Source organism: Terriglobia bacterium, assembly GCA_020072815.1.
In the GTDB taxonomy this organism is placed as follows: domain Bacteria; phylum Acidobacteriota; class Terriglobia; order Terriglobales; family Acidobacteriaceae; genus Angelobacter.
In genome coordinates this window covers 92609-116949 of the sequence record JAIQGE010000019.1, presented here as the reverse complement: position 1 = coordinate 116949, position 24341 = coordinate 92609, and the positions used below count along the sequence as shown (strand labels likewise).

19 protein-coding genes are annotated in these 24341 nt (G+C 58.1%); 9 read left to right on the top strand and 10 right to left on the bottom strand.

All coding sequences use genetic code 11. The annotated features are described in order from the left end of the window. Positions 1 to 101: 101 nt before the first annotated feature. From LAO20_20165 to LAO20_20150, 4 genes are all read right to left on the bottom strand, one after another. Entirely contained in the window at positions 102 to 680 is a 579-nt protein-coding gene (locus LAO20_20165) for a hypothetical protein (protein ID MBZ5533752.1), read from the bottom strand. Between the two features lie 84 nt (positions 681 to 764). Further along, on the bottom strand, positions 765 to 2543 hold the full coding sequence (polX, locus tag LAO20_20160; protein ID MBZ5533751.1) for a DNA polymerase/3'-5' exonuclease PolX: 1779 nt from the start codon (positions 2541 to 2543) through the stop codon (positions 765 to 767). A gap of 89 nt (positions 2544 to 2632) precedes the next feature. After that, positions 2633 to 3256: a DNA starvation/stationary phase protection protein gene (locus LAO20_20155; GenBank protein ID MBZ5533750.1), complete on the bottom strand. Its 624-nt coding sequence runs from the start codon at positions 3254 to 3256 to the stop codon at positions 2633 to 2635. A gap of 195 nt (positions 3257 to 3451) precedes the next feature. After that, entirely contained in the window at positions 3452 to 5350 is a 1899-nt protein-coding gene (locus LAO20_20150) for a hypothetical protein (protein MBZ5533749.1), read from the bottom strand. 431 nt (positions 5351 to 5781) lie between these two features. Here LAO20_20150 and LAO20_20145 point away from each other — a divergent pair, with 431 nt between their 5' ends. Then, positions 5782 to 6531 (top strand): hypothetical protein, encoded by a 750-nt coding sequence (locus LAO20_20145; protein ID MBZ5533748.1) that lies wholly within the window; start codon positions 5782 to 5784, stop codon positions 6529 to 6531. A gap of 139 nt (positions 6532 to 6670) precedes the next feature. Here the strand turns inward: LAO20_20145 and LAO20_20140 are convergent, their stop codons facing one another. From LAO20_20140 to LAO20_20125, 4 genes are all read right to left on the bottom strand, one after another. Continuing rightward, on the bottom strand, positions 6671 to 8203 hold the full coding sequence (locus LAO20_20140; protein ID MBZ5533747.1) for a beta-lactamase family protein: 1533 nt from the start codon (positions 8201 to 8203) through the stop codon (positions 6671 to 6673). Positions 8204 to 8458: 255 nt separating this feature from the next. Then, the gene (gene tnpA, locus LAO20_20135) at positions 8459 to 8992 is read right to left on the bottom strand and encodes an IS200/IS605 family transposase (protein MBZ5533746.1); all 534 of its coding nucleotides are present in this window, start codon (positions 8990 to 8992) and stop codon (positions 8459 to 8461) included. Between the two features lie 1219 nt (positions 8993 to 10211). Further along, positions 10212 to 10421 (bottom strand): cold shock domain-containing protein, encoded by a 210-nt coding sequence (locus tag LAO20_20130; GenBank protein ID MBZ5533745.1) that lies wholly within the window; start codon positions 10419 to 10421, stop codon positions 10212 to 10214. A gap of 302 nt (positions 10422 to 10723) precedes the next feature. Further along, positions 10724 to 11293, bottom strand: a complete 570-nt coding sequence (locus LAO20_20125; GenBank protein MBZ5533744.1) for an NUDIX hydrolase — start codon at positions 11291 to 11293, stop codon at positions 10724 to 10726. Between the two features lie 135 nt (positions 11294 to 11428). Between LAO20_20125 and LAO20_20120 the strand changes: the two genes are divergently transcribed. Beyond that, on the top strand, positions 11429 to 12286 hold the full coding sequence (locus LAO20_20120) for a DUF2520 domain-containing protein (protein MBZ5533743.1): 858 nt from the start codon (positions 11429 to 11431) through the stop codon (positions 12284 to 12286). 267 nt (positions 12287 to 12553) lie between these two features. Here the strand turns inward: LAO20_20120 and ribA are convergent, their stop codons facing one another. Further along, entirely contained in the window at positions 12554 to 13162 is a 609-nt protein-coding gene (gene ribA / locus LAO20_20115) for a GTP cyclohydrolase II (GenBank protein ID MBZ5533742.1), read from the bottom strand. Between the two features lie 38 nt (positions 13163 to 13200). Here ribA and LAO20_20110 point away from each other — a divergent pair, with 38 nt between their 5' ends. The 4 genes from LAO20_20110 (at position 13201) to LAO20_20095 (ending at position 17331) form a co-directional block, all read left to right on the top strand. Continuing rightward, positions 13201 to 13431 (top strand): hypothetical protein, encoded by a 231-nt coding sequence (locus tag LAO20_20110; protein ID MBZ5533741.1) that lies wholly within the window; start codon positions 13201 to 13203, stop codon positions 13429 to 13431. Continuing rightward, positions 13428 to 13997 (top strand): nucleotidyltransferase family protein, encoded by a 570-nt coding sequence (locus LAO20_20105; GenBank protein MBZ5533740.1) that lies wholly within the window; start codon positions 13428 to 13430, stop codon positions 13995 to 13997. Before LAO20_20110 ends, LAO20_20105 begins: the two co-directional genes overlap by 4 nt. Before the next feature lie 62 nt (positions 13998 to 14059). Then, a complete protein-coding gene (locus LAO20_20100) occupies positions 14060 to 15433 on the top strand; it encodes a dipeptidase (GenBank protein ID MBZ5533739.1) in 1374 nt (457 codons plus the stop codon). A gap of 272 nt (positions 15434 to 15705) precedes the next feature. Then, positions 15706 to 17331 carry a hypothetical protein gene (locus tag LAO20_20095; GenBank protein ID MBZ5533738.1) on the top strand — a complete coding sequence of 542 codons (1626 nt, stop codon included), beginning with the start codon at positions 15706 to 15708 and terminating at the stop codon, positions 17329 to 17331. A gap of 84 nt (positions 17332 to 17415) precedes the next feature. On the opposite strand, the gene LAO20_20090 is transcribed toward LAO20_20095, so the two are convergent. After that, complete coding sequence (locus LAO20_20090; protein ID MBZ5533737.1) at positions 17416 to 18411, bottom strand: GDP-mannose 4,6-dehydratase; 996 nt, start codon at positions 18409 to 18411, stop codon at positions 17416 to 17418. Between the two features lie 118 nt (positions 18412 to 18529). Here LAO20_20090 and LAO20_20085 point away from each other — a divergent pair, with 118 nt between their 5' ends. The 3 genes from LAO20_20085 to smc all read left to right on the top strand — a co-directional run bounded on the left by LAO20_20085 (position 18530) and on the right by smc (position 24331). After that, positions 18530 to 19642: a glycosyltransferase family 4 protein gene (locus LAO20_20085; GenBank protein MBZ5533736.1), complete on the top strand. Its 1113-nt coding sequence runs from the start codon at positions 18530 to 18532 to the stop codon at positions 19640 to 19642. A gap of 51 nt (positions 19643 to 19693) precedes the next feature. After that, on the top strand, positions 19694 to 19984 hold the full coding sequence (locus LAO20_20080) for a hypothetical protein (GenBank protein ID MBZ5533735.1): 291 nt from the start codon (positions 19694 to 19696) through the stop codon (positions 19982 to 19984). Between the two features lie 339 nt (positions 19985 to 20323). Further along, positions 20324 to 24331: a chromosome segregation protein SMC gene (smc, locus tag LAO20_20075; protein ID MBZ5533734.1), complete on the top strand. Its 4008-nt coding sequence runs from the start codon at positions 20324 to 20326 to the stop codon at positions 24329 to 24331. Positions 24332 to 24341 lie beyond the last annotated feature (10 nt).

Genomic DNA, 24341 nt, shown 5'->3' with positions numbered 1-24341 from the left:
GGCCATTCTCTATGTCCAGCGGCGAATGTCAAGAAATTATTTTGGTATCAAAGCGATGGCGGTGGCGATCAAGGGCCCAAACCTTTGCTTCGCCCGCGAACTCAAGGCTGTTTCAGCACCAGAGTAGGCTGGTCGTAAAGCTGGATCCGGACGGTCAGCGATTTCCGGCCGTCAAAGGTCTCCTGGTCCACCGGATAAGAAAAAATGAGCACGCCGGAAAAGCTTCCCTTGGCGGGGATCTTGAGTTCTTCGCGCAACGGCTCGCCCTCGGCTGCTCGCAAGGCGGGCATGGCCTTGCGATAGGTGTCCACGTCATTGCCCGGCGCGGCGTGGTCGGTGATCTTCTTGCCTTCCGCCGTCTCCAGCTCGGAATCAATGTTCTTGATCCACGTCTGCTTCTCAATCACGTTGTCCAACTTCACTTGCACCGCGACAATGGTCCTGCCGTCCTGGTCAAACCGCGCCACCTTGGTGATGCTTCCGCCCATCACCGGCGTGGACCGGTTGGTAAACGCCACCACCGCCACAATCACCGCGATCACCGCGGCCGCGATCAGCACCGGCGTCATCGGCGGCAGGGTCCATTTGGCTCTGTCGAATTCTTCCGTGATGGGCACGTGGCCAGGCGTGTACGGCGGCGCCGGTGGCTGGCTGGATTTGGGTGGCGGATTGTCCGGCATGCGTTGCGCTCCTAATGTTGCGCCCTTTAAGTCACCACATCATACTTCGTCGGCGCGGTGAAACGCGCCCGGAAGAATCTTGTGTCAAACTTTGGTCAGCACCGGCTTCCCTCGCTTCATGATCTTGGCGAACTTGGCGGCCGGCAGCGTGTTCAGCACGTCATCTTTGCTGAGCCATGCGCGCCGCAGTTGCAGGATTCCGTAGCGCATTTTCTCCAGATGCGACGTGTGGTGCGAGTCAGTATTAATCACAAGCTTCACGCCACGCGCCTTGGCCATGCGCAAATGCTGGTCAGACAAATCGAGCCGCTCCGGATACGCGTTCTGTTCCATGGCGACGTTGGCTTTGGCGGCGGCGGTGAATACTTTATCCAGATCGAAGATGTAAGGCTCGCGGCGCAACAACTGTCTTCCCGTCGGGTGCCCGATGATGGAGGTATTCGGATTGGCGATCGCCCTCAGCAGGCGGTCGGTCATGTGCGCGGAATCCTGGTTGAAATGCGAATGCACGCTGGCGATCACCAGGTCCATCTGCTCCAGGACAGAATCGGAAAGATCAAGTTCGCCGTCAGCCAGGATGTCCACTTCAATACCGGCGAACATGGTGATGCCTTCAATGGTCTTGGCGGCTTTGTGGATACGCTTGATGTGTTCTTCTGCGCGCTTGTCGTCCAGGCCGTTGGCGAAGGCCAGGTTCTTGGAATGGTCGGTGATGGCCATGTATTTGTAGCCGCGGTCGCGCGCCGCCAGCGCCATCTCCTCAATGGTGCTCTTGCCGTCGGTCTCCACGGTGTGCATGTGGACGTCGCCCTGAATATCAGCCTGCTCGATCAGCTCCGGCAGCGCGTGGGCTTCCGCGGCTTCAATTTCGCCGCTGTTTTCGCGCAGCTCCGGCGGGATATAGTCCAGGCCCAGCTTCTTGTAGATGTCTGCTTCCGTCTTGCTGGCCACGCGCTTGTCGTCTTCGACGCGCGCCAGGCCGTATTCGTTCAGCGTCAAGCCCTGTTTGAGTGCGCGCTGGCGCAGGCTCACGTTGTGGCTTTTGGAGCCGGTAAAGTACAGCAGCGCCGCGCCAAAGGATTCCGGCGCAAGAATGCGGACGTCCACTTGCAATCCGCTGCGCAGCTTGAAGCTGACTTTGTTTTCGCCCTTGGCCAGCACTTCATGGATGCCGGGAAAATCCACGATCTGTTCGATCACTTTGTCGCGCTGCTTCTCATTAGTCGCGCACTTGCCCGTGACCAGCATGTCCAGGTCGCCCACGGTCTCTTTGCCGCGACGCAACGATCCGGCCGGAGTGACTTTGTCCACGCCGGGCAGGTCTTTGATCAGGTCAATCATCTTCTGCGCGGTTTCAGCGGCCACGTCCAGAAGGAAGCGCCCGGTCATCTGGCGATAACTCTCAATGGCCTTGAGAATTTTCTGTTCGGTTTTTTCGCTCTGCCGGGGAAGCTCGCGCAGCTTGCCTTCACGCGCCAGTTTGGCCACGCCCTCAGGATCGCAGACTTTGAACGCGTCCCAGATCAGCGCGATGGTCTTGGGCCCCAGTCCCTGGATTTTGAGCAGCTCCAAAATCGAGGGCTTGTATTTCTTCAGCAGCTCTTCATGGTGCGGCAGCTTGCCTTTGCCGAAAATCTCCTGGATGTGCCCGGCCATGCTCTTGCCGATGCCGGGGATTTCCAACAGCGCCTTCTGGTCTTTGTAGATTTCCGAGAGTTGCTGGTCCAGCGACTCAATGGCTTCGGCGGCCCGCTGATACGAGCGTATGCGGAAGGAGTCTTCGCCGGCGATCTCCATCAGGTCGGCGGTTTCGCTAAGAATGTTGGCGACGGCTTTGTTGTCGAGCGCAGGCACGAAAGACATTGTAACGTGCGGGTGGAAGCGGGGCGAGTTGAGCGGCGGTCCCCACGCTTCCATCCCACGCACGTTGCATCGCTAACGCCTGCCGCCCGTCAGGCGGTCTTCTTGGCTTGCGCAGAGGGCTCTTTGGCGTGCACCAGAGGCATGTTCACCAGGTGCTCACTCAGGAACCAGGCTTGCAATTCATTGGCGCGCAGAACGTCACTGACAACAAGATCGCTGGTCCCGTCATCGCCCAGCGTGGCCGCTCGTTTTGCCAGAGTCCGGCAGAGCCCGATGATGATCTGGTGCGCGTCCAGCAGGCGCGAGAGTTGCACTGGGACTTCTTCGCGTCCGCGCGGGGGGCGCTCAATCTGTGTGGTCTCCGCCACGTCGGCGGCCATGGCAATGGCGATTCCGCCCAGCAACTGTATGCGCTCGGCGATGGTGTCAACAATCTCCGCTTGCTCGTTGAAATGTTTGTCAAACAGAAGGTGCAGTTGATAAAAGGTCGGCCCGGAGACCTGCCAGTGCGATTTCTTATAGAGGTCGCGGAGCGTCATGGTGTCCGCCAGCAATACGTTCAGCTGCTCAGTCATTTCCAGCCGGACAGGCTCTAGCAGATCCAGAGGAAGCATATGATTGACGGTGCCGTAGGCCTGAATCTCAGCGGCGTTTTGATGGAGCCGCGGCTGGGCATCGATTCTCCCGCTAATATGAGAAGTTTTCTTTGTCATGAAGTTTCTCCTTCATCCACAGCGCCGCCGGTATGAAGACCCGTGGCAGCGCTACTTCCATGGTAGGCCTAATTGGAACTTGAATTCAAAGAGGAAGCTGCAAGCGCGGCCTATTACGCTTATCGCCGAGCGTTGGAGCAGCGTGGGGACAAAACGGACCCCGCTCACAGAGCAGGGTCCGCCGGCAAGAGACGCTTACTGAATAGAGGTGCAGGGCGTCTGGGAACCACTGGCGATTCCCTGACAGAACAAGCGATCGTTGCTGTTGGTGATGCTGGAGCAATTGGAAGAATTGTGCAGCGAGATGCCCAGGCACATCGCCTTCGAGTTGGTGTCCGTCAGGTTGTTGCAAAACGACGAACCCTTGCCGGAAAGGCCATAGCAGAAGTTCTTGAGCTGGGGATCGGTGATGCTGTCGCAATTCGAAGGAAAGCTGGGCGTGACTGCCATGCCGAAGCAGGCCAGTTGCAGGTTGCGGTCCTGGATGGACTGGCAGGGAGTCTGCGATTTCTGCGACAGTCCAAAGCACATCTGCTTGTCGTCAAAATCAGTGATGTCGCGGCAATTGGTGGGGAAGTTGGGGGCCACGGAAATCCCGTAGCAGGCAAGCTGCTGGTCGCGCGGGATGCGGTAGATAAATGGGTTCCCGTTGCTGACCACCTGGACCGTGACTCCATTGGAAGCGATTCCGTTGGCCACCACCTGAAGAGTGCTGGTGCCGGTCTCAAGGTTGGTGATGGGATCGGCGATGGTGGACACGGTTGCGCTCCCGGTGGCCACCCCCATTGTGCTGTGGTTGTGGGTCTTGACGTAACGGACGTGACCGGTGGCGTTATTGGTAACGCGCACCAGGGGATAGTTGGTTGCCATTTGCGCGTCATCACCATAGGCCGCGCCTTGTGACAGCCCGTTGAACTGTCTTCCGGAAATCAGGTTGTTGTAGCTGCCCAGAAGCAATGTCCCCGGCGCCGAGGTGACCACCGGTTCCCATTCCACTTGAGGAAGTCCGGCGCCGGTGTAGACCACCACCGCGGTGCTGCCCTTGGTAAATAGGATTTGTCCCGTGGGCAGCACCAGCATCCGTCCTTGAAAGGATGAACGCGGGAAATCGAAGAGATTGAGCCTTGGCGGGGAAGGCACGGAGAGCAGGTTGCTGCCGTTGAATTCAAAAAAGCTGGAGCAACACTGAAAGACGCCGGGACTGGCGTCTACCAGGACATTGCCGCTGGGTAGAATGGCGGCCGGACCGTCAGCGATATCCAGCCCGCCGGAGAAGGTTGGACCAACCGACCAGCCGCCCGTCGTCAGGTTGTAGATTGCCGTATTCGATGTTCCTCCAGTGGCGAAAACGGTCCCGTCGGGGCGAAGGATAGCCGGGCCAATTTCAGTGTCTGGTGCGGGAAGCTGCACGATGGTGCTGCCGGCGGACGACCACGATCCCGTTGCGGGATCATAAAGTTCAGAATTTGTCCCATTGGCCGCGTCCACGGTCAGGACTTTGCCGTTGGGCAGGAGCATCCAGCCTTCCTCGCCGTTCCGGTCAGCCTTATTGTTGCCGGTGGCAGTCCAGGTCAGCGTGGCGGCATTGAACAGCGCAGCCTCCGAGTCCGAGGCATTGGCCAGCATGAAGGTTCCATTGCTCAGGACCACGCTTTGCGCGTCGCCAATGTTACTCCAGCCCGCAGGCGGCGCAACGGATGTCCAGGTATTCGACGCTGGATCGTAAATAGCGCCCTGGTTGGTCAAGACCTGGTTGTTGGAACTCCCATTGAATTCCCCGCCTTCCACCAACAAGCGGCCGTCGGGCAGCACAGCGGAGGCAAAGTAAAGCGGCGCGTAGCCGGAGGGCATGGATGCCAGTTGCGTCCAGGTACCGTTGATGTAGCTGCCGTTGGCGTCAGGCGTAAGCTTCCACCAGGCCCCGGTGCCGAAGCCGTCACTGGTCATTTGCTGCGCCATGACGGTACCGTCAGTCAGCAGCAGCGCCGTTCCCAGGGGAACGGGGGGCTGATGCGCTAACGCAGTCCAGGTCTGGGCCCCGGCCAATAGTGCACATGCAAACAGCAGGAGTGCAACTGCGAGCTTGCGTTTCATCCAATAGCCTCCTCGCGGGACGTTGTTCACTGTTTACTCGAATGTGTGCTTTTTTCGAACTTCAGAGCACAGAGTGGTCCGCGCAGCTTTAGCAAGATACGCGGAATGTAGAAAGAGAAGTCCAGGAAAAGAGGGGTTGTTACGAATTCAGGATGGCGTTCCGTTTTGGAACAGCAGAGGCGGACGGGCTGACTTTCCTGGTTGTTTCTCTAGCGATGACGAACTCGCCTGCGAGTTCTCGGGTAGTGCCTACGTTGAATCGTACCGAAATGAAACTGCAGGCATGGGTTTTCTTTTCTGAAATGCTCGCTTTTTGATCTGGCTGGGCCATAGTAAAACGATGGTTCTCGACGACGATTGTCGACACAGAGATTCCCAAGATTGACACTAAATCACGAATCTTGATCTGAGGTTCGCTCCAGGAGACATCCATGAAACACGTCGCTCTCTTGACAATACTGATCGCTATGACCGGTTCAGCGATCGCACAGCCGTCACCACTAACCCTGGTTGACCATTTCAGGTGCTACCCGTTTCCACAGCAGCCGGGCAGTCCAATTACTGTTGGACTAAAGGACCAGTTCCAGATCCCGTTTAATTTGTCACCATTCACACTCTCAATCACCCCGACAGAATTCTGCAATCCGGTGCAGAAGACGGTGAACGGTGTAGTCACCCCTATCCTGAGTGCCAATCATCACTTTGTGATGTATGTGGTCGCCATACCAACGACCGGGTATGAGGCCACGATCAGCAATCAATTCGGCACCCAGACCCTTGCCATGGGCGGGCCGACAATCATGGCCGTGCCCGCAGGCGCGGGTCAACCACCGCCTCCACCTCCAACTGACCTGGACCATTACGGGTGCTATTCGGCGCAGGCGATAACGCCCTTCAGTCCAATACAAGTGGCGCTACAGGACGCTTTTACGTCAGAAACCGTGACCGTGTTGTACCCGGTACTCTTCTGTAATCCGACGACCAAGACCCATGTCGGCATAACAGGCATTCAAAATCCTGGTACACACCTGACGTGCTACGCAACTTCGCCGTCGAGCTTTTTGGGAGGAACCGTCAGCACCCAGGACCAGTTTTTCACCGCGACTTACCCTATCCGGCCCCCAGACTTGCTCTGCCTGCCAACATTGAAGATAAGTTGGCAGGTGCATGTAACTGAATGAGTCCTTCTGGCCGGATTCTGCGGTTTTTAGCCTCGGAGCCAATGGGTGGGAGATCATCACTCACCGATTTTCACCCGCCCTTTCCTCCGTTCACTCGCCCGTGTCTACGATGCAGAGACCAAAAAAGAGGGCCCTCGCCTTACGGCAACCGGTCGCTGATGTACTTGGCCATGTCGCTGGCTCCCGGCGGGTCCATGTTCTCCAGCACGACGACCGTGTATCCGGTGTCCCAGTGCATGTCCAGTTGCGCGTTCATGCCGGGAGCGCCGCCGTTGTGTCCGACGACGCGATGCCCGCCCACCATGAAGTCGCCAAAGCCGTAGGCATACTTGCGTCCCGGCGGAAACATCGGCGGATGGACCTTGCCGGTGGTGACTTCACGCGTCAGCTCCGGGCTCAGCAGCTTGTTACCTTGCAGCGCCTGGTGGAACTTGAGCAGATCGCCCAGCGTTGAATCGCCGCCGCCGGCCGAGCTGGCGCGCCAGGGAAGACCCGCGGTGTTGGGTTTGAGCGGAGCCTTGGGATCGTCGTCTCCGTCTCCATCACCCTGCCGCGTGTAGCCCACAGCCAGGTTGGCGACCTTCTCCGTCGCCGGCGGGCTGCCGGAGTTCTTCATCCCCGCCGCGTCGTAGATATGTTTTTGAACGTAGTCGTAATAATTCTGCCCAGAGAGTTTCTCCACGATCAGCCCCAGCACCAGGAAGCCCGCATTGCTGTAGGCCCAGCCTTTGCCCGGCTCAAACTTCAGCGGCTTGTTCGCGAACAGCGGCAGATAATCTTTCAGGTCGCGCAGCGAATCTTTTTTCTGGTCAAATTCCGGCCCGAAGAAATCGCCCAGGCCGGACGTGTGGGTCAGCAACTGGTCCACGGTGATCTTCGCGGCGACTTCTTTATTGGGATAGTCCGGCAGCACGTGGGCCAGCGCGTCAGAATATTTCAGCTTGCCCTGCTGGACAAGCTGGGCAATCGCCACCGACGTAAACATCTTGTTCATGGAGCCCAGGCGGAAACGCGTGTCCAGCGTGTTAGGAGTCTTGCTTTCGCGGTTCGCCATGCCATACGCCTTTTGCCACTGCACCTTGCCGTCTTTGGCGATCAGCACCGCTCCGGAGAACTTGTCTTCCGCGGTGAGCTTGGTCAGTTGCGAATCCACGTCCTTGATTAACTCCGGAACCGGCTTCTTGGCCGGAGCGGGCTCCGGAGGCCGCTGAGAATCGGGACCCTGGGCGGCGCTAGGCGGTGGCCCGATCAACTGCAGGCCCATGTTGGCGATGCGGTCATCGCCTTCAGTTTCCAGGGTGAAGCTGGCGCGGTTCTCTGAGTTCTTCTCTTTCACGACGCCGGTGATGGAGTTGGCCGAAGAGTTTTCAATCTTTTCTACGGTGAAGCCGCCGGTTTGCTGCCGCAATCCGAACATGCGGTTGAGGCGCTGTTCGCGGCGATCGTCGGACGCCGCTGGAAGGTGAGCGGTCTGGAACTTGAGCATCTTGTCGCGATCGCCGCTGTTGAGAGCCTCCAGCCACGCGGCCATGAGCTTGCCCGCGGGCGTTGACGGAAGTTCGACGGCCGTCGGGGAGGTCTGGCTCTGGGCAAAAGTCATCCCGGGAACCAGCAATATGACGGTGCAGACAATCCCGGCCCACATCCGCCAGGCGCGAACTGATGCGCTCATTTGCAATCTCCTATGTCTCTGAAACGGTCTGGCAGGTTTAGACGTCTCAACCAATTAATTAGTTATCAGAGAAAAGGCGAGGAAAGAGAATAGAAGAGTCAGGGGCGAAGTTTACGGACGGATCGACGGTTGGGTTGGCACGACGTTATTTTATCTCCCACCCTTTGCGACTGAGCACAAGCTCGCGCAAAGCGGCGCGAACTTGAGTCGCAAAGGAGGGGAGCCCCGAAGGGCGCGACACGAACTAAACGACACCTAATCGAAAACATACCTGGGATCAAAATCCACGCCATGTCTCTTCAACAAGGCAACAAACTCCTCTTCAAACGATTTCTTCCTGTGGTGTGCTTCCTGCTGGTCGATGTACCGAATCACCGTGGACACATTCGATGAGCTCACGCTGAACGCGCCATAGCCGTTCTGCCAAGCAAAGGTCTTTTTCGTCTCCTTCATCCATTTTGACGAGTTGGATTTGATGAGCGTCACGGCCCGCACCAATGACAACGGCGGAAGGCGAAAGAGAATGTGAATATGGTCGGCCATTCCGCCGACGGCGAACACGGTCATCGCATTCTTCTTGCAGATCGCCGCGATGTATCCCCAAAGGCGCGGTTGAATATCTTTGGGAATGAGTTTGAGACGTCCTTTAGTAGAGAAGACCAGATGGATGTGGTTTTGTGCGTAGCTTGACAATGGGTGTTTAGCCCTTTCTCTCGATTGTGTCGCGCCCTCCCCACCCCAACGCACGAAGCGTGCGTCGGGGACCCCGGCTTCGGGGCTCACCATCATACTCTTCGCTTTCCCCGACCTCACGGTCGGGGCTAGGCTGTGTCGCGCCTTCGGCGCTTTGAGTAATCTCGCCGGAGAATCCAGAACTTGGAACGGGGACAGCTTTCCCCGACCTCACGGTCGGGGCTAGGCTGTGTCGCGCCTTCGGCGCTTTGAGTAATCTCGCCGGAGAATCCAGAACTTGGAACGGGGACAGAACGGGACTCTCCTTCCGAAAGTCGGCCCGGGTGGCCGACCTTTAACGATTTTTGCGTGCACCATTCCCAGTGTGTTGGTGATGCCCGCAAGATCAAAAGCCTGGGCCACCTGGCCGGTTGTTTAGAGACATCCGGTTGGGACTGCGCCTGCACGCTCCGCCCGGCGAAGGTTGTAGCAGTGTCCGCAAATGAACACAACCACACGCCTAGCTTGTCAAGATGTCCTTTTTCGTGTTTGATTCGCTTTCAGAAATATGCTAGATTGGAGAAAACCAGTTCTTCTACAACTAGCGGCTGGCTACTAGCAAGAGCAATCCCAGGTGACGGATCGGGCGACTTCTTTGAAACCCCTACAAAAACCCAAAACTGCAGTGTGCGCCGGGATTCCGGTTAAACATCTGAAAATAGAAAGGTTCGGCAGTGATTTTACTATTGAGTAAACAGTTGGGTGACCGTTGGGTCGAATGGCGGAAGTTGTTTATTTGCAACAGCGACCTTAGGGGAGGGGTGGGGTACCGGGTTACTGATTGGTAGTTGGCGAAATAGTTAATGGAGTTTGGGCTGGAAGGGCAAGAATGTTGCCGCTGATGAACGCAGATAAGCGCTGATCAGAGAAGGGTCTTTGAAAATCGAATAAGGGAAACGCGAATCGCCGGATCGTCCGCACATCAGAAGACCGAAAACCGTCAAACACAAAGGGAAAAGCGGGGACCGGAAAAGCTGGAGACAGGCGTGGGCGTTGCCGCGGTCCGTTGTTGTTAAGGGCAGCTAGAAGGCGTGATTCAGCGAAGGCGGCTGGCTTGCATCTGCGGCGCGGGCCCGGGACCATGGAGCCGCCATGGGACCCGAGCGAGCTAGAACCGAAGGGCACAACCGATTACCCGGCTGCGTCCTGTGTTACACGGCAACTCTCGCCGCAAAATTGCGCCCTGGCGTTGCAGGTGCGCTGTCAGTTGAAATCAAAGACCCGGGGAGCTGGGCGCAATCCGGGTCTTCGAGTTCTTCAAAAAGTGGTGGGCAGTTCAGGCCGGTTGCGCCGGTTTAGTGACGTTTTCCGCCTGGGGGCCTTTTTGCCCCTGGATTATTTCAAATTCAACGTCATCGCCCTCTTGCAGGCTTTTGTAGCCTTCAGACTGGATGGCGCTGTAGTGGACAAACACATCGGGGCCGTCTTCCCTACCAATGAAGCCGAATCCCTTTGCGTTGTTGAACCATTTCACTTTGCCTTGAATTCTAGACACGTTCCTTACTCCGAGCGTCCTCCGGCAAATGCCGCTACCGGCCCCTGCCGGGGACCAATTTAGGATCAATTGGGTGCTGCCACTGCATATAGGAGGGACGCAGGACACCGGAGGTTACCTTCCCCTGGTTTTACGTCTGTTACCCGCTACCTTGGCTTTCCTTTATTTTCCTGCTTCTGCGACGCCATTGTCAATTATTGATTTAAGAAAGCTCTTAGGTTTCTAAAGTGAACAAGCCATTTGACTTTCCGGAAGCCGCCAATAGGCCTAAATCGGTTGATGTTTCATTTTTGTTAGCGGCGACGCAGCTTTTTCTCCAGCCAGAGGAGGCCGGCGATGGTCTTGGCGTCCACAATTTTTCCGGAGACAGCCATGCGCACGGCTTGGGCCAGAGGAAAGAATCGCACCGCGATACGCTCATCGTCCTCAGGCTGCGCTTGGCCTTTTTTGAGTCCGCGGGCCAGAAAGATTTGCATGCTTTCGGTCACAAAGCCCGGGCTTACATAAAAAGAGAGCGCCCGCTCCCACTTGCGCGCCGTGTACCCGGTCTCTTCCAGCAGCTCGCGCTTGGCGGCCGGCAATTTCTGCTCGCCCGGTTCAAGACTGCCTGCCGGCAATTCCCACATGCGCTGGCCGGCAGCGTGGCGATACTGGCGTTCCAGGAGAACGTGCGGCGGACGCCGCGATTCGTCCAGCGCCAGAATGACGATGGAGCCGGGATGGCGAACGATGTCCCGGCGAACCAGAACGTTCCCCGGCTCTTTGACCTGCTGGGAGACCACGTCAAAAACGCGGCTTTTGAAAACGGTTTTCGAGGCAACGATGCGGGCAAGGTTCTTGGATTTGTGGCGCGAAGAAGACATGGGAGGATTTTAATAGATCGGTTGAATTTCGTAATTTGGCAATTTGGTAATCGGAAAAATTGAAGCTTGAGGCAAATCAATTACCAAATTACAAAATTACCCAATTACCAATTATCGTTCTGCTATGCTCCGGCTATGACGGCACGCCCCAGCATCACGCTCATCGGCGCAGGCAGCCTGGCATCGGCACTGGGGCCGGCGTTGCGATCGGCCGGCTACCGGATTGATGCCGTGGCAGCGCGGGGGCTGCGCGGATCGCAAAAACGGGCCGCGACGCTGGCCGAGAAACTCGGCGCCAAAGCAATTGCGCTCGGGGAATCGCTGCCGAATTCGAGCCTCATCTGGATCTTCCACACCGATGACGCCCTGGCCGCGACCGCTCGCCAACTTGCGCGCACAAGAGAATGGAACTGGAAAAACAAAGTCGTTTTCCACTCCAGCGGGGCCCTCACCAGTGACGTGCTCGCGCCGTTGCAACGCGCCGGAGCGCAGGTGGCGTCGCTCCATCCCATGATGACCTTTGTTCCCGGTACCGCTCCCGATATGTCGAAAGTCCCATTCGCCGTGGAAGGCGACGCGCGCGCCGTCGCCGTGGCCCGCAAGATCGTGCGCCGTTTGGGCGCGGAAAGTTTTGTCGTCAAGAAAAAGAACAAGGTGCTCTATCACGCGCTGGGATCGTTTTCCTCTCCCATGGTAGTGGCCGCGCTGGTTACGGCCGAGCGCGTGGGGCGGGCCGCCGGGTTCACGCGCGCGCAGGCCAGAGAAGTCATGGGGCCCATCCTGCACCAGACTCTGAAGAATTATCTGGAGCGCGGCGGTGCTGCGGCTTTTAGCGGACCCATCAAGCGCGGCGACCTGGAAACCGTCCGGCGGCACCTGCGCGAACTGAAGCGCGTCCCCGGCGCCGGCGAAGTCTACCGCGCACTGGTGCGGTCCGGAGTGAGAGAGTTGCCGGCGGGAAGAAAGAAAGAACTGCTAAAGCTGATTAAATAGCAGCCAACATTAGGTCTTTTTCTGCAATCCCGAGCGGAGCGAGGGAACCCTATAAACTGAATATTCCGTTGAGCTGCAATTAACACAAATGCACACGAGTATCTTTGCAGGTTGTAATGATTAGCGAAGATTCGCGTGAATTCGCGGCCCCAAGTGTTTGCAAGTCCGTAGGGACCCCTCGCTTCGCTTCGGGGTTTCAGAAAAAGCTGCGCTCGGGACTTCAGCAAGAGCATGCGTGGCTAGCTGCCAATTGCTATTTGCCAATTGCTATCTTTCCCTGAACAGATGTCCCATCTTTTCTTTCTTGGTATTCAGATATTTTTCCGACGCGGCATGCGGCTCCACTTCACAGGGGACACGCTCGGCGACCGTGACGCCCGCAGCCTCCAGCGCGGCGACTTTCTGTGGATTGTTCGATAGCAGGCGCACGGCCTTCAATCCCAGCGCTCTGAGGATTTCCGCGGGAAGCTGGAATTCGCGATGGTCGGCCTTGAAGCCCAGGTCCTCATTGGCTTGGACAGTGTCGCGGCCCTGGTCCTGCAGTTCGTAGGCTTGCAGCTTGGCCATCAATCCGATGCCGCGGCCTTCTTGCATCTCATAAACCAGCACGCCCGCGGCGGCTTGGGCGATCATCTGCAAAGCCATCTCCAGTTGCTGGCGGCAGTCGCAACGCAAGGAGCCGAAAACGTCTCCGGTGAGGCACTGGGAGTGAACCCTGACCAGCGGAGGAGCGGCATGGATATCGCCCATGACGAGGGCCACGGCTTCTTCTTTAGTGCTGCCCATCTGGCCTTCAAATCCCATGATGCGGAAATGCCCCCAGCGCGTGGGAAAATCGGCTTCGGCAAGCTTGCGGACGGTGGGTTCTGAACTCACTTATCCATTATAGAGTGTACGGTGGTAACATCCGGAATATGGCGATCAGTGACACGACTCCCGAAATCGAAGCGATGCAGATCAAGATCATTCGCTCAATGACTGTGGAGCAGCGCCTGCTGTTGGCACTGGATATTAGTTTATTCGTGCGCGAAATCATGAAGACTGGCATACGCGACCAACATCCTGATTGGTCCGAAAAAGAAGTGATGCTTGAGATTTATCGTCGCTCTTTTGATCCTGAGCCCTTGCCGGACTGGGTTCGATGAATCCTGCTGACCTCTTCCGCCGCCTCTCCGTGATTTTAGAGCGCGCCGGGATTGCCTATATGGTGACTGGTTCTTTTGCGGGAACGGTTTACGGAATGGGACGCTCCACCCTGGACATTGATCTCATTGTTGCCGCTGACGAAGACCAGGTTCGACGACTTCTGGATCTGCTTCCCGAAAACGAATTCTACTCCGAGCCACACTCGGCAATCGAAGCTTGCCAGCGCAAGTCAATGTTCAATCTGATTGATAACATCACCGGCCTGAAGATTGATTTTATCTTCCAAAAGATGAGGCCCTTCAGTGTTGAGGAATTCCGGCGTCGCAGATCGGCCCTGGTGATGGGCGTTCCTTTGTTTGTCGTCAGTCCGGAAGACATCATCATCGCAAAGCTGGAATGGGCCAAGATGGGAGCATCGCTGCGGCAAATCGAGGACGTTACGGGAATTCTGAAAGTGCGAAGAGACGAACTTGATCTTGCTTACATCGAGAAATGGGTCAAAGAGCTTGCACTTGCTGCACAATGGATCTCTGCCTGCAAAGTTGCAGGCATGGTACCAGGGTGAGCGTCAGCCGCTACGCCGCGATATACTCTTAGGTTTGATATTCGAGCCGAGGAGACACTCGCATGGCCTCATCCGCCGTCAGTTACGCCAAAGACAATCAGCAACGTTTTCTGGGAGAGCTCAAAGACCTGCTCCGCATTCCCAGCGTGAGCACCGCGCCGGAACACAAAGACGACGTCCGCAAGGCCGCTGAGTTCGTCGCCAGCGACCTCCGCCGCATTGGCATGGAGAACGTGGAGATCATCCCCACCAAGGGCCATCCGCTGATCTACGCGGACTGGCTCCACGCTGCCGGCAAGCCGACCGTGCTGTGCTACGCGCACTATGACGTGCAGCCGGCCGAGCCGCTGAACGAGTGGCTGTCGCCGCCGTTTGAGCCCACCGAGCGCAATGACAACATCTACGCCCGCGGCGCCGTGGACGACAAAGGCCAACTCTGGATGGAGCTCAAAGCCGTGGAAGCTTTGATGAAAGGCCACGGCGGCAAGCTGCCGCTGAATGTGAAGTTCATTATCGAGGGCGAAGAGGAAGTCGGCGGCGAGTCCATTGCCGCCTTCGTGCGCAAGGAAAAGGCCAAGCTGAAGGCCGACTTCGCCCTGGTCTGCGACACGGAACTCTTCGCGCCCAATCTGCCTACGCTGTGCGTCGGCCTGCGCGGCCTGGTTTATACAGAGATTGAAGCCCAGGGCGCCAAGACCGACTTGCATTCCGGCATGTACGGCGGCGCCGCACCCAATCCGTTCTTTGCCTTGATCGAAATCATCAGCAAGTTGAAAGACGCCAAAGGCAAAGTGCTCATCCCCGGCTTCTATAGCAAAGTGAAAGCTCCCACCAAAGACGAACTCAAAGCCTGGAAGAAGCTGCCTTTCAACGAAGAGCACTACCGCAAGACGGAAGTGGGATCAAAAGTCTTGACCGGCGAACCCGGATACTCAGTTCTCTATCGCACATGGGCGCGGCCCACACTGGAAGTGCACGGCATGCCCGGAGGCTTCGTTGCGTCGGGCGCGAAGACGGTGATCCCCGCGCGCGCGTCGGCCAAAGTTTCCATGCGCCTGGTGCCGAACCAGGATCCCGACGACATCCTGAAGCGCTACACCAAGATGGTGAAGAAGCTCACGCCCAAGGGAATTGAGATCAATATCAAGGTCCACAGCAAGGGCCCGGCGTGCGTAGTCAGCACGGACAACCACTACATCAAGGCCGCCACGGAAGCCATGCATGACGTGTTCAAGAAAGACACGGTCTTCATACGCTCCGGCGGTTCGATCCCCGTCGTCACCGACTTCCAGGATGTGATGAACCTGCCCAGCGTGATGATGGGCTTCGGCCTGCCTGACGACAACCTGCATGCTCCCAACGAGAAGTTCCACATCCCCAATTTCTATCGCGGGATTGAGAGCATCATCCGCTTCTTTGAGAAGCTGGGAGGCTAGCCTTGGCACAAACTTGCGGCAAATCGCCGTAGCTTTGCCGAAACAAAGTTTCCAGAAGGTGAAACGTTCGTCTCCCCACTGTCACTACTGCGGCAGAGAGCGACCAACAATTTGGAATCGGCCGGCCTGGGCCCCCGGGGAACTTGCTGCAAGCCATATAAGTTTGTAGTGCGGCCTCCCACCCAGAAAACACCAAGCCAGATCTCTACCGCAATGGCCTCTCTGGAGGTGTGTTCATGAGACGATGGCCCATTTCGTTCCTCGCCGGGCTATTGCCCATCCCAGTTTTTCTTCTCGTGCTAGGGCATCCAGGCAGCGCACGCGCCATCCAGAATCCGGCAGCGCAGGCAGCTCAGGCCGAGCAGGCCCGGCGCATGGGAGAAGAATTGGAAGCGCGCCGGCGGACGCAGCGGATGATGCAGCATCAGTTCCGTGAAGTCAACGAACTGACATTTCCGAAAGGGTTTGGCTCGGTCTGGTACAGAGTGGAAAAGCTGACTCCTTCGGTAACGGGTGCCCTTTTTGGCAAGGAATACCAAGCCTCCGGGGAGCTCATTCTGGAGAAGGATGCCCTCACCTTCAAGGCAGGCAAAGAGAACCTGCGCATTGACTATGCTCAGATTGAGTCCCTTGATTACCGGCTGTTATCAACGCAGCGCCACTCCAGCCCGTACCCGGTGGACTGGGCGATTGTGAGCTTTCGCATGCCCGATGGCACCATCCAGGTGGCCCTGTTCCATGATGGACGACACTCCGGCAAAGGCGAGGATACCGATCTGATCTTTGGCTCGATTCGATGGGCACTCAACTCGGTTCGTCTGGAGCAGGAAGCCAAGCTTGCTCCCCTTGACCGTCTTGCGCGACAGGTGGAACGCCTGGAAGCGGCCAGAGACCGGCAAAACGCCGTGGTAACCGAACAAGAGTTCAAGGAAACGCTGGAGCAAGCGAGCAAGGAAGTAAGAGCATTTCTCGACGCCCATCCCGACGACATGGATGCGAACATTCTTTTAGTCCGGCTCGCGCGCTTGCAGGATTTGCAGGGAGTGGATGTTGTCGGCGGGAAGAACGCCGAAGAAGAACTCGCCCAGACCGCCAAAGAGAAGCGCGCGCGATTAGATGAATTAATGGCCCGGTTGGACCACGCGCTTGCGCTTCAGCCGAATCGCGCCGATGCCTACTACTGGAAAGCGCGGATGTACGGCGTTCGGCACGCCGCCATCCGCAACGGAAGGTTCACCCGGGTTTCAATCGATCTGCAGGAAGCGATCCGTAACAGCCGCCGCGCTACAGAACTTGCGCCGGACAATGTGCCCTACCGGGAAGCCCTGGCCCAGTACTTGATTCTGGGCGAAAAGTACGATGATGCCGCTGATGTCATGCGCTCTGCTGCCGGCGGCCAGCACATTATTTCCCTGCTGCTTGCCGACCGCAAAGCGTTACCCGTTCCCGACAAAGCTGTTTCTAGCCCCATGGGGGCTGCCGGCTTTGCGGAAATGGTGATGGAGAGGGGCCGAATCCAGGATTATCTGGAATTGCGCGTGCAGGAGTTCATCATTAACGCCCCTGCTTCGGACGTAACGGAGTTCTACCAGAAACGCTGGCCGGGCTTCCAGTTTTTCGAGCCAAAAGGAATGAGTGAAAAAAACCAAGACGTGGAAATGCGTCTTTTGGTCCAGATCCTCCGTGGTCCCAGCAACGCATTTCAACCTCTGTCGAGCAAACACGACTTCGACAGAGAGCTGAAGACGGACGAACCTCCCGCAGACGCTCTGGTCCTCAACCTGATGGAGGTCCGGCAAAAATCTTCAGAAAGACGCAAGGACTTTGACGGTGTTCCGGTCGGAGAGGTCTATTGCGTGCTGCAGGTTTTGGATACACGCGCCGGTCCGCCGCGTTGAAAGCTGTATGTAGAAAAACAGCAACACGGCGGTCCTGCTTCTAGCCAACAGAGAGAGCTGCATCCTTGCTCCGTGCGTAACGCTCTATCTAGCGGCCGCCAAGTCTGCGTCCACCATCATCTCAATCATTTCGCGAAAGCCAACTTCCGGCTTCCAACCCAGAACTCTTGCGGCTTTCGACGCATCGCCGCACAAGGGCATTTCTTCCGCAGAACGGACGAGTGCAGGGTCAGTCTCAACGTACTTCTTCCAGTCCAAGCCAACACGAGCGTACGCAATGTCCAAAACTTCGCGGACGCTATGCAGTTCGCCGGTGGCGATCAAAAAGTCATCGGGCTTCGGCTGTTGCAGCATCAGCCACATGGCGCGCACAAAGTCGCCGGCAAAGCCCCAGTCGCGCTGAGCGTCAAGATTGCCCAGCTTTAGTTTTGGCGAGAGTTTTTCCGCGAGGCCGCGCTTACTGCGAGCGGCGTGCTGGGTGATTTTTCGCGTTACAAATTCCACGCCCCGGCGCGGCGATTCGTGATTAAAGCAAATGCAGGAGCAGGCAAAAATCCCATGCTTTTCGCGGTAGTTGACGGTGATGTTGTGGGCAAACACTTTGGCTGACCCGTACGGGTTGCGCGGGCGAAACGGCGTGGCTTCCGTCTGGCGTTTGTCTTTCTCACTCAATATGGCCTTGCCAAACATTTCTGAGCTTGACGCCTGCAGGAAGCGCGCCGTGGGGCAATGCTTGCGGACCGCTTCCAGCAGCCGAAGCACGCCGAAGGCCGTCACGTCCGCGGTGAGCAGCGGCTCGGTCCATGAAAGCGGCACAAAACTCTGCGCCGCCAGGTTGTAGACTTCGCCGGGCTGAACTTTGCCAATAACACGGTCGAGCGAGTTCTGGTCGGTCAAGTCTCCTTCCAGCAGCTTGAGTCGCGGGCCGATGAGCGCAATCTGCTTGCGCGCCTCAATGTCACCCGGGCGCATCTTCTTCTTGGGAAGCACCAGGCCGTACACTTCGTAGCCCTTGGCGAGTAGAAGCTCTGCCAGATAAGAGCCGTCCTGTCCGGTGACCCCGGTGATGAGCGCGCGCATTCGACGATGTCCCCACGATTCTTGCGATAAACGATTCTTGCGATGAACATCGGCCACTTTACCACAGCGCTGCCGGTCGGACGGCGGCGGCACGATACACTAGTCGCGGCCACCTATCATGAAGATTGCGATTGACGTCCACAGTCTGGGAACGCAGGCTGGCGGCAACGAAAGTTATTTCCGGCAGCTCCTGGCTGGGCTGGTTGCCGACCGCAGCGCTCACCAGTACACGCTCTTCTACGCGCACGACGCGGCACTGGAATCCACGCAGGGCGACGCGCGTTTCAATTTTGTGCCCATCCCCAAGGACCCGGTGCGCCGTCTCAGCGTGAGTCTTCCCCGGTTGCTGGGCAAGCTCAAGCCGGACATTTTTCACTGCCAGTATGTCCGCCCGCCCTGGGGCTGCCCCGCGACGGTGGTCAGCATTCATGACCTGGCGTACGAACACTATCCCGAGTACTTCCACCCGCGCGAAGCATTTCGTCTTAAGAAGATGGTGCGGTGGACGGCGCGGCACGCGGACCACATCGTCACGCTCTCTGAGTTTTCGGCGGCGGACATTGCCGCCCGCTATAGCGTGCCGCGGGAAAAGATCACCATCACTTACTTGGCTGCTTCCAAGGATTTCCGTCCGCGAGAGAAATCCCAGTGCCAGGAGCACCTGGCGCGAACCTACGGGATCAATTTCCCTTTCATCCTTTATGTAGGCCGAATCCAGGCCCGCAAGAACCTGCCGCGTCTGGTGGAAGCCTACGCCGCGCTGCGCAACCGCGGCGCCAGCGAAAAACTGGTGCTGGTGGGAAAGAAAGACTGGCAGTCAGAGCAGTTGGTGGCCAGGATCAAGGAACTCGGCCTGGAGTCGTCGGTGGTTTTTCCCGGATTCGTTTCGTTCGAAGACCTGCCACTCTTCTACAACGCTGCTGAGATGTTTGTCTTCCCTTCTTTCTTTGAAGGCTTTGGGCTCCCGGTGATTGAGAGCATGGCCAGCGGCGTCCCGACGATTACCAGCACCGGATCTTCTCTGGGCGAGGTCGCGGGAGACGGAGCCATCCTGGTAGATCCGCTGGACACGAGTGCGCTCACCGACGCCATGAGCAACGTGCTGGGCGATAAGCAACTGCGCGAACGGCTGGTCGTCCGCGGGTTGCTGCGCAGCGCGCAATTTAAACATGACGAACTCGCGCAGAAAGTGCTGGGGGTGTACCGGTCTCTGGTTTCGTCCGCTGCTTGATGGGAGTAAACTGAATCGGTCCCGTTTGAGAGCCATTTTGGAGGTTCTCTCATGAACGCCCCGTCAATGAAGCAGCCGACCGCCTTCCTTCCACTGACAATGTCGCTCGTCGCCTTGGGAATTGTGCTTGGCCACGTTGCCATTTACGGCGTTGTCCATGAGGCTGATGAGGGGACTGCTGCCCACCTCTGGCAGCTGCTCATGGCTGGACAGATCCCGCTAATAGCGTTCTTCGCCATCAAGTGGCTGCCCCAGGCTCCCAGGCAAACTCTGCGTGTACTTGCTCTGCAGGCGGGAGCTGCGCTGGCATCGTTTGCGGCTGTATTTTTTCTCACCAAGTGACCGGTTCGGCAATTCATGGTTCGCCCAAATTTCTCGCTTCCCGCTTGCGTCACTGCACCATTTGCGCTACAGTCGGAATAGCTCTTCGCGGTTCTTCCTTCCTTCATCTAATTCCTCACCGGTGTGGTTTGGCCAATTGTTGCACAGGCGGTGCGACAGGCTGGGGTTCTACCCGGAAATCCACAATATATTGTGGGCTTCTGCTTGACCCCCGGTTACTCTGTGGGTACATTAACGGTAGCTAGGGTCGTGTACTCCAGCCCAACCGACCCGGAGTTAAATCGCTACCAGCCCTGCTCAGTGCCGGGTTACGATTGGCCATCCTGAAGGAGTTGGAAGTTGCTCAAGCTGAAGAAAGTACAAATCCTCGGATTCAAGTCCTTTTGTGACCGCACGGAACTGAAGTTTCCGGGCGAAGGCATTGCTGCGGTGGTGGGCCCCAACGGTTGCGGCAAATCCAATATTGCGGACGCCATCTCCTGGGTGCTGGGCGAGCAGTCCGCCAAGAGCCTGCGCGGCGTGCGCATGGAAGACGTCATCTTTGCCGGCACGCGTGACCGCAAGCCCACCGGCATGGCGGAAGTATCGCTCACGCTGATTGATCCCCAGTTGTACGAAGGCAAGATCAGCGACGAACCGGAAATTGATATTCAAGACGACCTGCCTTCCGGTCCCAACAGTGACGACGATTGGGACGAAGCTGGGTTCCGCGCCTCTGCCGCCGAAGCTACCGAAGCCGCTACCGCCGAAGTGCAGCCGGGGCCGCTGGACTGGAAAGAAGGCATGGAAGGCGCAGAGCAACCTTCCGACGGCGAAGCTGCGGAAGCAGATGGCGCCGATGTAGGCGCTGAAGCCGCGTCTGACGTTTCGCAAGAGACTGGGGTTTCGCAAGAAACAGTGCACGCAGAAACGGAGATGGGTGACCAGCAATCGGCAGCAGAGCCTGACGCTCAAGCCGCGCAGACCAGTGGCGGCGTCGTGGTCCTGAAGATTCGCCGGCGCAAGTTCAAGCCCATGCATTTTTCCAAAGGCGAAATGATGGTCACGCGCCGCCTGTTCCGCACCGGAGAAAGCGAATATCTCCTGAACGGCAAGCTCTGCCGGTTGCGCGACATTCAGGACATCTTTATGGGCACCGGCCTGGGGCCGGAGTCCTACGCCATCATCGAGCAGGGACGCATCGGGCAAATTCTAAGCAGCAAGCCGCATGACCGCCGGGCGATTATCGAAGAAGCTGCGGGCATCACCAAATTCAAAACCAAAAAGCGCCTTGCGGAAGCCCGGCTGGAGCAGGCGCGGCTGAACCTGGCGCGCATCAATGACATCTTCGAAGAAGTCACGCGACAGATGAACTCGCTCAAACGCCAGGCGTCTAAGGCGGAGCGTTACGGGCGGCTGCGCGATGAAATGCGCGAGAAGCTGCGCGTGGTGCTGGCCAGCCGCTTCGCTCAGATGGGCCGCGATGAGAGCGGCATTCAAGCTGCGATGGTGTCGGTTGGCGAAGAGATTCGCGGACGGCAGGAGTCGGTAAGCGCCAAAGAAGCCGAGCACTCTGAGCGCACGCAGCGCGGCTACACCATTGAGAGCGAGATCGCGCACAACAGCCAGACCGGAACAGCCATCGCTCTGGAGACCGAACGGGCCACCGGACGCCGCGCCGCCAACCAGGAGCGCTGCGCCGAGTTAGAAGCGCGTTCTGCCGCGGCTACTGCTGAACTGGAACGCGGCCAGGCGCAACTGCTTTCGCTGACGGAAGAATTGCAGACCAACCACCAGTTTGCCGAGTCCGCGGCTTCTGAAGTCGCTGCGGCACAGCATGAATGGCAGATGCGCCAGCAGGAAGCACAGGCTTCAGCCACGTCATTGACGGACGTGGAGCGCCAGCAGGAAGCGCGCCGCCAGCAAGTGCTGGAAGTGATGTCGTCGGCCTCGCAGGTGCGCAACCAGATTACCCAGGCGGAGGAGCACATGCTCTCACTGGACCGCGAGTCACAGCGCCTGGAGCGCGAGATGACGTCCGCCCAAACGGACCTGGAGGGCTTTGGCGGCAAGCGCGGGCAGATCACGTTTGAGTTTGAGAGCAACAGCCAGTCAGTGGAAGCGCTCACCGCGCGCATCGGCGAGACGCGCAACCACATTGATTCCAAGCGCAAAGAAGAAGAGCACGCCAAGCTGCACCTGGACACGTTGCGTGCCGAGTTTGCCACCAACCTGGGCAAAAAGAACTCGCTCGAATCGGTCATTAATGAGCACGGCTACTCCACCGAGTCAGTCAAGCGGCTGTTTCAGTCGAGCGCCCTGGGCCAGGGCTTTGCTCCGGCCGGCGTGCTGGCGGATTTTCTCGAAGTCGAGACCCGCTATGAGAACGTGGTGGAAGAATTCTTGCGCGACGAGCTGAACTTTGTCGTGGTGAAGTCCTGGGACTCGGCCAATGAAGGCGTGCGCCTTTTGCAGACCGACGCCGACGGCCGCGCGACTTTCCTGGTCCACCCGGAAGATTCCCAAGCTAAATTCTCCTTCGCGGGAAGTGACGCTCCTCCGCCCAGCACGCACCGTCCGGAGGACCTGGTATCGCTGAAGAATTGCATTCGCGTGCTGGATGGGTTTGGACGGTCGCTGGAAGTAGTGCTGCCCAAGCTGCGCGACGGCTACATTGCTCCCGATTCCAACATCGCGCGCAGCCTGGCGCTGGAGAACCCAGACGCCTACTTCCTCTCCGCCAACGGCGAAGTCTTTCACAACGTGACCGTCACGGGCGGCAAGCAGCGGAGTGAAGGTCCGCTTTCGCTGAAGCGCGAGCTGCGCGACGTGACCAAGACCTGCAACGACCTGGAATCAGCCATTCAGAACGAGCAAAGCAAAGTCCACGTGCTGGTCCGCGAGCTGGCGGAGCTGACCAAACTGCTGGGCAACCTGGAAGAAGAGCGTCGCGAAGCGGAGAAGCAGGCGCTCACGTCCGGCCACGCGCTGAAACAACTGGAAAGCGAACTGGCGCGCGCCGAACAGCGACTAAGCACCTACCGATTGGAATTTGAGCGCACCCGTTCGGAGCGCAACGAAAAAGAGGCGGCCGTCGCCGAAAAACGCGAGCAGGCGCTGGCCCTGGAACAACAACGCCAGGCGCTGGAAGACGAAATTCGCGCCGTCCAGGAGCAGCTTGCGTTCCTGAAGACCGCGCGCGACGTCACGGCCAACACGGTGGCCGACGCCGCTGCCCGCATGGCGGGACTCGAAGAACGCCGGCGCTCGGCTTCCGCGGCTCTGGAACGCATGGAGTCGCTCGCCGCCGACGCAGCGCGCCAAGTCGAGCAACTGCAAACCCAGATTCAGTCGGCCGCGGCGGAGAAGCAGCAGCGCGAAGCAGAAAATCTGCAAATCGCCGACCGTTTGCAGGCGCTGGCCGTAGAGAAAGCTGCCGCCGAGGCCACCGGCGTCCAGTTGCAGCATGAGTCTGAACAGGTGCGGGCGCGCATCGCGGAAATTGAACTGGAGATCAAGACGGCGCGCCATGAACTGGACGCCGCCCGCGATCGCAAGAGCGACTTGGGCCAGCAACTGGCCAAGCTGCAATCTGATCTGCAACACATGGCGGAGATGTGCCTGAATGAACTCAGCGTCACCGCCGACGACTTGCGCGCCAACGCGGAGATTCTGCTGGTGGAAGGCGAACAGCTGGTCGCCGAAGATCTGGCCTATCGCGAAATGCGCACCAAGCTCGAGAACATGGGTCCGGTGAACATGATGGCCCTGGAGGAATTCCGGGAAACCGAGCAGCGCCACCAGTTCCTGGAGACGCAGCGCAAGGACCTGCTGGATTCCATTGAGAACACGCAAGCGACGATCAAGGAAATTGACGAGTTCTCGCGCCAGAAATTCCAGGAGGCCTTTGAGCGCATCAATGAGAATTTCCAGTTCACCTTCCGCAAGCTGTTCGGCGGAGGCCAGGCCTTCATGCGCCTGACCGACGAGGTGAACACTTCAGAGAGCGGCATTGACGTGGTGGCTTCGCCTCCGGGCAAGAAGCTGCAAAACGTTCTGCTGCTTTCCGGCGGAGAGAAAGCGCTCACCGCGCTGTCGCTGCTGGTGGGCATCTTCCAGTACCAGCCCAGCCCGTTCTGCATCCTGGACGAAGTGGACGCGCCCCTGGATGAAGCCAACATCGGGCGCTTCACTGAACTCATCAGGGAGATGGCGGTGGAGACCCAGTTCATCATCATCACCCACAGCAAGAAGACCATGTCCATTGCGCCGGTGATGTACGGCGTGACCATGCAGGAGCCGGGCGTCTCCAAAATTGTTTCCGTGAAATTCGGACAGGAAAACGGTTTGCAGCGCGCAACCGCGTAAACGAAAAGTA